Source organism: Saccharothrix sp., assembly GCF_031180885.1.
Classification (GTDB): Bacteria; Actinomycetota; Actinomycetes; order Mycobacteriales; family Pseudonocardiaceae; genus Actinosynnema.
The window spans coordinates 62,136-69,596 of sequence record NZ_JAPSLK010000039.1 but is presented as its reverse complement, the minus strand read 5'-3'; the positions used below and the strand labels follow the sequence as shown (position 1 = coordinate 69,596).

Sequence of the window (7,461 nt, the reverse complement as noted above, 5' to 3'; positions counted from 1 at the left end):
GTCCACGACCCAGTCGACGACGTCGGAGTCCTCGGCGCCCCAGACCAGTTCGTCCCAGACCAGTTCGTCCCAGACCAGTTCGTCCCAGACCAGTTCGTCCCAGACCAGTTCGTCCCAGACCAGTTCGCCGCAGACCAGTTCGCCGCAGACCAGTTCGCCGCAGACCAGCTCGGCCCAGTCCAGCTCGTCCCAGACCAGTTCGGCGCAGACCAGTTCGGCCCAGTCCAGCTCGCCGCAGGCGACCTCCGATTCGTCGACGCCGCGGTCCAGCTCGTCGGTGGAGCAGACCAGCCCCAGCTCGGCCGAGTCCTCGTCCAGCTCGGTCCGGTCGTCGGAGGAGTCGACGCCGATGTCGACGTCCTCGAGCATGCCGTCCGCGTAAGCCGGCGCGGCCGCTGTAGCTTGGGTCCCGGAGTGGTCGGTGGACTTCGGGGAGGCGACGGCATGGCGCGGGTGGCCGCGATCGACTGCGGGACGAACTCGATCCGCCTGCTGGTGGCGGACGTGACCGCGGCGGACGACGGTTCGCGGTGGCTGCGGGACGTGCACCGCGAGATGCGCGTGGTGCGCCTCGGCGCCGGCGTGGACGCGACCGGCGTGCTCAACGCCGAAGCCCTGGCCCGCACCCGCGCCGCCCTGGTCGACTACACCAACATCCTGCGCCGCAAGGGCACCGAGCGGGTCCGGATGGTGGCCACGTCGGCCACCCGCGACGCCGCGAACCGCGACGAGTTCTTCGGCATGACCCGCGAGGTGCTCGGCGTCGAGGCCGAGGTGATCTCCGGCGACGAGGAGGCGCGGCTGTCGTTCACCGGGGCCGTGGCGGACCTGGAGCCCGCGGACGGGCCGTTCCTGGTGGCCGACGTCGGCGGTGGGTCCACGGAACTGGTCCTGGGCTCCTGGGACGGCGTGAAGGGCGACGTGGAGGCCGCCCGCTCGGTCGACATCGGGTGCGTCCGCTTGACCGAGCGCTGCCTCCACGACGACCCGCCCACGGCGGCTCAGGTCGAGCAGGCGGTGGCGGTGGCGTCGGACGTGCTGGGCGAGGCGTTCGCCGCGGTGCCGACGGCGAAGGCGAACACGTGGATCGGTGTCGCGGGGACGGTGACGACCCTGGTGGCGCTGGCCAAGAACCTGCCGGTCTACGACTCCGAGCAGATCCACCTGTCCCGGCTGTCGATCGACCAGGTCCGCGAGGTGACGGCCCGGCTGCTGACCATGACCCACGACGAGCGCGCGGCTCTTGGTCCCATGCACCCGGGTCGGGTCGACGTGATCGTCGGCGGCGCGCTGGTGGTGCGGACGATCGCTGATCACCTTGCGGCGCAAGGGATCACGGAGCTGGTGGCGAGCGAGCACGACATCCTCGACGGGATCGCGTTCTCGCTCACCTGATCCGGCCTTCGCGGCGATGACCGGGAAGTGCGGCTCACTCGGCGCGTTCGGCGAACAGATCGGCGAGCAACTCGGCCATGGTCGCGGTCGGGCCGCCTCCGGCCAGGACCGCTTCGGCCTCCCGCGCGAGCAACTCGTCCGCCGCGTCGTCCTCCGCCATGCGTGGAGCATGCCGTGCGGTCGGGTACACCCGATCGGCGATCGCAACTCGAATGGTCCAGTCCGGACGGCGTGGCCTGTCCGGGCGAACCGATCTTCATACCCCATTCCTCCGTCAAATGGGATTGTTCGTGACGAGGTTGTGATCACTTCACCCATGTGGCCTGACACACAGTCCTAATAGCGTCCTCCCACACGCTGTGGAAGCGGTCGACTCTGCTCGGTTACCCCCGAACAGGTGGGAGGACGCATGTCTAGTGCACGTTTGGTCCCCTTAGCCCTCGCGGCTGTGCTGGCTGCGGCGGGCTGCGGGGCCGCGCAGACCCAGACAGGCACGAACACCGACGCCGGCATCACGATCTTCAACACCGACCCCGAGAACCCGCTGGTGCCCGGGAACACCACCGAGGCCGGCGGCAGTCGGGTGATCGACGCCCTGTTCACCGGGCTGGTGGAGTACCGCGCCGAGGACGCGCAGCCGGTCAACGCGATGGCCGAGAAGATCGAGACCGAAGACTCCAAGCTGTTCACCGTCACCATCAAGAAGGGCTGGACGTTCCACGACGGCAGCCCGGTCACCGCCAAGAGCTACGTGGACGCCTGGAACTGGACCGCCTACGGCCCCAACGCCACCCAGGGCGCCAGCTTCTTCTCCCAGATCGAGGGCTACGCCGAGGTCCACCCGAAGGACCCGGACGGCCCGGACGGCCCGCAGGAAGCGCCGAAACCCGCCACCGACAAGATGTCCGGCCTCAAGGTCGTCGACGACCACACGTTCACCATCACGCTGTCCGAGGCGTTCTCCGTGTTCCCGGTGACCATCGGCTACGAGGTCTTCGCGCCGCTGCCGGAGGCGTTCTTCAAGGACCAGAAGGCTTTCGAGGCCAAGCCGATCGGCAACGGCCCGTTCAAGTTCGTCTCCCGCAACGTCGGCACGGACATCAAGCTGACCCGCTTCGACGACTTCAAGGGCGACAAGCCCAAGTTCAAGGACCTGACGCTGAAGGTCTACCAGAGCCGCGAGTCGGCCTACGCGGACCTCGTCGCGAACAACCTGGACTTCATGGAGGAACTGCCGCCCAACGCGCTCGCGGGCCAGAAGTACGAGACGGACCTCGGTGACCGGGTGGTGCAGCGCGAGACGCTGAACATGCAGGCCATCGCGTTCCCGTTCTACCTCAAGCCCTACGACAACGTGGACCTGCGCCGCGCGATCTCCATGGCCATCAACCGCGAGGAGATCACCCAGCGGATCTTCGAGGGCACCCGGAAACCGGCCGACGGCTGGGTGCACCCGCTGATGAAGGGCTACCAGAAGGGCCAGTGCGGCGAGTACTGCACGTTCAACCCGCAGAAGGCCAAGGAGTCCTTCGCCAAGTCCGGCTACACCGGCGAGATCGTGCTGCTGTCCAACACCGACGGCGGGCACCAGGAGTGGGCCGAGGCGGTCGCGAACAGCATCAAGAACACGCTCGGCGTCGAGGCGCGGTTCGTGCCGTCGACCAGCTTCGGCGAGTTCCGGCAGAAGGTGAACGCGCACGAGATGACGGGCATGTACCGGGCCGGCTGGATCGCGGACTACCCGTCCATCGAGAACTGGCTGACCCCGTTGTACCGCACCGGTTCCTCGTCCAACGACGGCCTGTACAGCAACCCGGCGTTCGACGCGAAGCTGGCCGAGGCGGACAAGGCGCCCAGCGAGGACCAGGCGATCAAGCTGTACCTGGAGGCCGAGCGGATCATGGCCCCGGACATGCCGGTCATCCCGCTGTGGACGCAGAACACCATCGCGGGCAAGTCCAACCGGCTCAAGGTGGCCAACCTGCACCCGTTCCGCAAGCTCGACCTGGACAGCGTGGAAGTCGTCGGCTGACGCCTCCCTGAGCGGGGCCGGCCCGCCAGAGCGGGCCGGCCCTTCCGCCGCGAAGACCCGCCCCCGCCGGGCGGGTCGGAACCCGAAGGGGCTCGTGACATGGGCCGCTATGTCTTGCGTCGACTTCTTCAAATGGTCCCGGTGTTCATCGGGACCACCTTCCTGATCTACGCGCTGGTGTGGGCCGTTCCGGGTGACCCGTTCGAGGGCAAGTGCGGTGAGCGGGACTGCCCGGAGTCCTACGTCTCCGCCATGCGCGACAAGTTCAACCTCGACGACCCGCTGGTCGTCCAGTACGGCAAGTACCTGGGCAACCTGCTCCAAGGCGATTTCGGCCTCACCTCGGCGGGCCTGAGCGTCGGGGAGCGGATCGCCGCCACGTTCCCGGTCACGTTGAAGCTCGCGCTGGTCGCGCTGCTGATCGAGGCCGTCATCGGGATCACCGCGGGCGTGGTGAGCGGCCTGCGGAACCGGGGGTTCCTGGACAGCCTGGTCCTGGTGTCCACGCTGTTCCTGATCTCCATCCCGGTGTTCGTCACCGGGTACGTGGTGCAGCTGGTGTTCGGGCTCCAGCTCGGGCTGATCTCGCCCACCGTCACCTCGCCCACGATCGGCAACCTGATCGTGCCCGGCTTCGTCCTCGCGTCGCTGTCGATGGCTTACGTGGCAAGGCTTTCCCGGACCGGCATCGCGGAGAACAAGCGCGCGGACTACGTGCGGACCGCGCTGGCCAAGGGGTTGCCGCAGAAGCGGGTGGTGGGTGTGCACATGCTGCGCAACTCGCTGATCCCGGTGATCACGTTCCTCGGCACCGACCTGGGCGTGTTCCTGGGCGGTGCGATCGTCACCGAGGGCATCTTCAACGTGCCCGGCGTGGGCGGGCTGGTGTTCCGCTCGATCCTGACCAAGGACGGCGCGATGGTGACCGGCGTCGTCACCGTCCTGGTGCTGGTGTACCTGCTGATGACCCTGCTGGTCGACCTCCTGTACGCGGTGCTGGACCCGAGGATCCGTTATGACTGACCAGATGGCGGTGCTCGCGGCGGACCGGCCGCGCGGGCTGTTCGGCGACGCCTGGCACGAGTTGCGGCGCAGGCCGCTGTTCTGGGTGTCGGTGTCGATGATCCTGCTGGTGGTGCTGATGGCGGCGGTGCCGACGCTGTTCACCTCCGGCGACCCCGGGCTGGCGCAGCTCTCGCGCAGTCGCCAGCCACCGTCGGCCGAGGCCTGGTTCGGGTACGACAACCAGGGCTACGACATCTACACGCGGGTCATCCACGGCGCGCGGGCGTCGATCGTGGTCGGGGTGCTGTCGACGATCGGTGTGGTGCTGACCGGTGCGACGATCGGCATCCTGGCCGGGTTCTACGGCGGGTGGCTGGACGCGGTGGTGTCGCGGGTCGCGGACATCTTCGTGGGCGTGCCGTTCGTGCTCGGCGCGATCGTCATCCTGACCACGCTCAACGCGGGCGGGGACGCCGGTCCGGTGCGGATCGTGGCGCAGGTGGTGCTGTCCATCGCGGTGCTGTCGTGGCCGGTGGCGATGCGGATCATGCGGTCCACGGCGATCGCGGCCAAGCAGCAGGACTACGTGAAGGCGGCGCGGGCGCTGGGCGCGCAGCCGCGGCGGATCATCGGCAAGCACATGCTGCCCAACTGCGTCGCGCCGGTGCTGGTGTACTCGACGATCGCGCTGGGCGCGTTCATCGGCGCCGAGGCGACCCTGTCGTACCTGGGCATCGGGTTGCGGCAGCCGGTGGTGTCGTGGGGCGTGATGATCAACAGCGCCAAGGACTACCTGCGCGTCGCGCCGCACGCCCTGCTGTTCCCGGCGGGGTTCCTGACCGCGACCGTGCTCGCGTTCGTGATGCTGGGCGACGCCGTGCGCGAAGCCCTCGACCCGAAGCTGCGCTAGGAGGCGCTCGTGACGGCTTTGCTGGAGGTCGAGGACCTGCACGTCGAGTTCCGCACGCGGGACGGCGTGGCCCGGGTCCTCAACGGGGTCGGCTACCACGTCGACGCCGGGGAAACCCTTGCCGTGCTGGGGGAATCGGGGTCGGGCAAGTCGGTGACCGCGCAGGCGGTGATGGGCATCCTCGACTCACCGCCGGCCTTCGTGACCAAGGGGGCGGTGCGGTTCCACGGGGAAGACTTGCTGACGGCGTCGGAGGAGCGGCGGCGGGAGGTGCGGGCCGAGGGCATCGCGATGATCTTCCAGGACGCCCTGTCCGCGCTGAACCCGGTGTTCACGGTCGGGTTCCAGATCGAGGAGCAGCTGAGGTTGCGGCGCGGGATGAGCCGGGCCGACGCGCGGGCGCGGGCGATCGAATTGCTTGATCTGGTGCGGATTCCCCATGCGAAGCAACGGGTTCGCGAGTACCCGCACCAGTTCTCCGGCGGGATGCGGCAGCGCGCGATGATCGCGATGTCGTTGGCGCTGGACCCGGAAGTGCTGATCGCGGACGAACCCACTACTGCTTTGGACGTCACTGTGCAGGCCCAGATCATGGACCTGTTGGCGGAGATCCAGCGCGAGCGGCACATGGGGCTGATCCTGATCACGCACGACCTGGGCGTGGTGGCGGAGGTCGCGGACCGGATCGTCGTCATGTACGCGGGGCGGATCGTGGAGCACGCCGACGCGCTGTCGTTGTTCCGCTCGCCCGGGCACCCGTACACGGCGGCGTTGATGCGGTCGTTGCCCCGGATCGATTCGAAGGGTACGGCGTTGGAGACGATCAAGGGGTTGCCGCCGAGCTTGTTGCGGATTCCGGCGGGGTGTCCGTTCCACCCGCGGTGTCCGCGGGCGGAGGACGTGTGCGCGGACCTTGTTCCGGACCAGGTCAGGTTGGGGTTGGGGCGGACCAGCGCGTGCCACTTCGCGGAGGAGGTCGTCCGTGGCTGACCTGCTGGAGGTCCGGGACCTGGTCAAGCACTTCCCGGTGAAGCGCGGTGTGCTGTTCAAGCAGACCATCGGCTGGGTTCGGGCGGTGGACGGGGTCTCGTTCACGCTGGGAGCGGGCGAGACGTTGGGGGTGGTCGGCGAATCCGGGTGCGGCAAGTCGACGCTGGCCCAGGTGCTGATGCTGCTGGAGCCGCCCACGTCGGGGGAGGCGTTTTTCGAGGGGCGGCCGATGTTCTCGTTGCGGGGCGCGGAGTTGAAGCGGCTGCGGCGGGACATGCAGATCGTGTTGCAGGACCCGTACACCTCGCTGAACCCCCGCATGACCGTGGGGGACATCGTCGGTGAGCCGTTCGAGATCCACCCGGAGGTCGCGCCGAAGGGGTCGTGGGCGGGGCGGGTGCGGGAGCTGCTGGACGTGGTGGGGTTGAACCCGGAGCACATCAACCGGTACCCGCACCAGTTCTCGGGCGGTCAGCGGCAGCGGATCGGGATCGCGCGGGCGTTGGCGTTGCGGCCCAAGGTGATCGTGTGCGACGAGCCGGTGTCCGCTTTGGACGTTTCGATTCAAGCGCAGGTGATGAACCTGTTGGGGGAGCTGCAGTCCGAGTTCGGGCTGGCGTACGTGTTCATCGCGCATGATCTTTCGGTGGTGCGGCACCTGTCGGACCGGGTGGCGGTGATGTACCTGGGGAAGATCGTGGAGATCGGCACGGAGGAGGAGATCTACAACCATCCCACTCATCCGTACACGCAGGCGTTGTTGTCGGCGGTGCCGGTGGCGGACCCGGCGTTGCGGGGGCGGCGGGACGTGATCCGGTTGACCGGCGACGTGCCTTCGCCGATCGACCCGCCTTCGGGGTGCCGGTTCCGGACGCGGTGCTGGAAGGCGCAGGACGTGTGTGCGACGGAGGAGCCTGCGTTGGTTGAGCGGGGCGGGCATCCGAGCGCTTGCCACTTCGCGGAGGAACGTTCTGTGGTGCCGTAACGCGCCGGCGCGCTCTCAAGATCAAAAGCTTGAAGAATCAAAAGCTACAAGCGGCGCTCGCCGCGCGGCAGGCCCCCGGGGGGTGGAAGGGCGTCGGTTCGTCACCCGTACGGCCTGCCGGAGGCAACCACCCTTCGCTCCTCT

The 7,461-nt window shown here is 68.4% G+C and carries 8 protein-coding genes; 6 read left to right on the top strand and 2 right to left on the bottom strand.

Going from position 1 to position 7,461, the window contains the following annotated elements; translation table 11 throughout:
* Positions 1–369: hypothetical protein (locus RIN75_RS31535; protein WP_309115695.1), on the bottom strand; the 369-nt coding region annotated here is incomplete at its 3' end.
* A gap of 75 nt (positions 370–444) precedes the next feature.
* Here RIN75_RS31535 and RIN75_RS31530 point away from each other — a divergent pair.
* Positions 445–1,395 carry a Ppx/GppA phosphatase family protein gene (locus RIN75_RS31530; protein ID WP_309115694.1) on the top strand — a complete coding sequence of 317 codons (951 nt, stop codon included), beginning with the start codon at positions 445–447 and terminating at the stop codon, positions 1,393–1,395.
* Positions 1,396–1,429: 34 nt separating this feature from the next.
* Here RIN75_RS31530 and RIN75_RS31525 read toward each other — a convergent pair whose 3' ends face one another.
* Positions 1,430–1,555: a hypothetical protein gene (locus RIN75_RS31525; RefSeq protein WP_309115693.1), complete on the bottom strand. Its 126-nt coding sequence runs from the start codon at positions 1,553–1,555 to the stop codon at positions 1,430–1,432.
* Positions 1,556–1,804: 249 nt separating this feature from the next.
* On the opposite strand from RIN75_RS31525, the gene RIN75_RS31520 reads away from it, so the two are divergent.
* The 5 genes from RIN75_RS31520 to RIN75_RS31500 all read left to right on the top strand — a co-directional run bounded on the left by RIN75_RS31520 (position 1,805) and on the right by RIN75_RS31500 (position 7,317).
* Positions 1,805–3,427: an ABC transporter substrate-binding protein gene (locus RIN75_RS31520; RefSeq protein ID WP_309115692.1), complete on the top strand. Its 1,623-nt coding sequence runs from the start codon at positions 1,805–1,807 to the stop codon at positions 3,425–3,427.
* Between the two features lie 99 nt (positions 3,428–3,526).
* Positions 3,527–4,450 (top strand): ABC transporter permease, encoded by a 924-nt coding sequence (locus RIN75_RS31515; RefSeq protein ID WP_309115691.1) that lies wholly within the window; start codon positions 3,527–3,529, stop codon positions 4,448–4,450.
* The gene (locus RIN75_RS31510; protein WP_309115690.1) at positions 4,443–5,342 is read left to right on the top strand and encodes an ABC transporter permease; all 900 of its coding nucleotides are present in this window, start codon (positions 4,443–4,445) and stop codon (positions 5,340–5,342) included. The genes RIN75_RS31515 and RIN75_RS31510 overlap by 8 nt, the downstream gene beginning before the upstream one ends.
* Before the next feature lie 9 nt (positions 5,343–5,351).
* The gene (locus RIN75_RS31505; RefSeq protein ID WP_309115689.1) at positions 5,352–6,332 is read left to right on the top strand and encodes an ABC transporter ATP-binding protein; all 981 of its coding nucleotides are present in this window, start codon (positions 5,352–5,354) and stop codon (positions 6,330–6,332) included.
* A complete protein-coding gene (locus tag RIN75_RS31500; protein WP_309115688.1) occupies positions 6,325–7,317 on the top strand; it encodes a dipeptide ABC transporter ATP-binding protein in 993 nt (330 codons plus the stop codon). The genes RIN75_RS31505 and RIN75_RS31500 overlap by 8 nt, the downstream gene beginning before the upstream one ends.
* The last annotated feature ends 144 nt before the right edge of the window (positions 7,318–7,461 follow it).

Excerpts from the sequence above, each read along its gene's own strand:
- RIN75_RS31530 (WP_309115694.1), top strand. The coding sequence starts at position 445 with ATGGCGCGGGTGGCCGCGATCGACTGCGGGACGAACTCGATCCGCCTG.
- RIN75_RS31525 (WP_309115693.1), bottom strand. The coding sequence starts at position 1,555 with ATGGCGGAGGACGACGCGGCGGACGAGTTGCTCGCGCGGGAGGCCGAA.
- RIN75_RS31520 (WP_309115692.1), top strand. The coding sequence starts at position 1,805 with ATGTCTAGTGCACGTTTGGTCCCCTTAGCCCTCGCGGCTGTGCTGGCT.
- RIN75_RS31515 (WP_309115691.1), top strand. The coding sequence starts at position 3,527 with ATGGGCCGCTATGTCTTGCGTCGACTTCTTCAAATGGTCCCGGTGTTC.
- RIN75_RS31510 (WP_309115690.1), top strand. The coding sequence starts at position 4,443 with ATGACTGACCAGATGGCGGTGCTCGCGGCGGACCGGCCGCGCGGGCTG.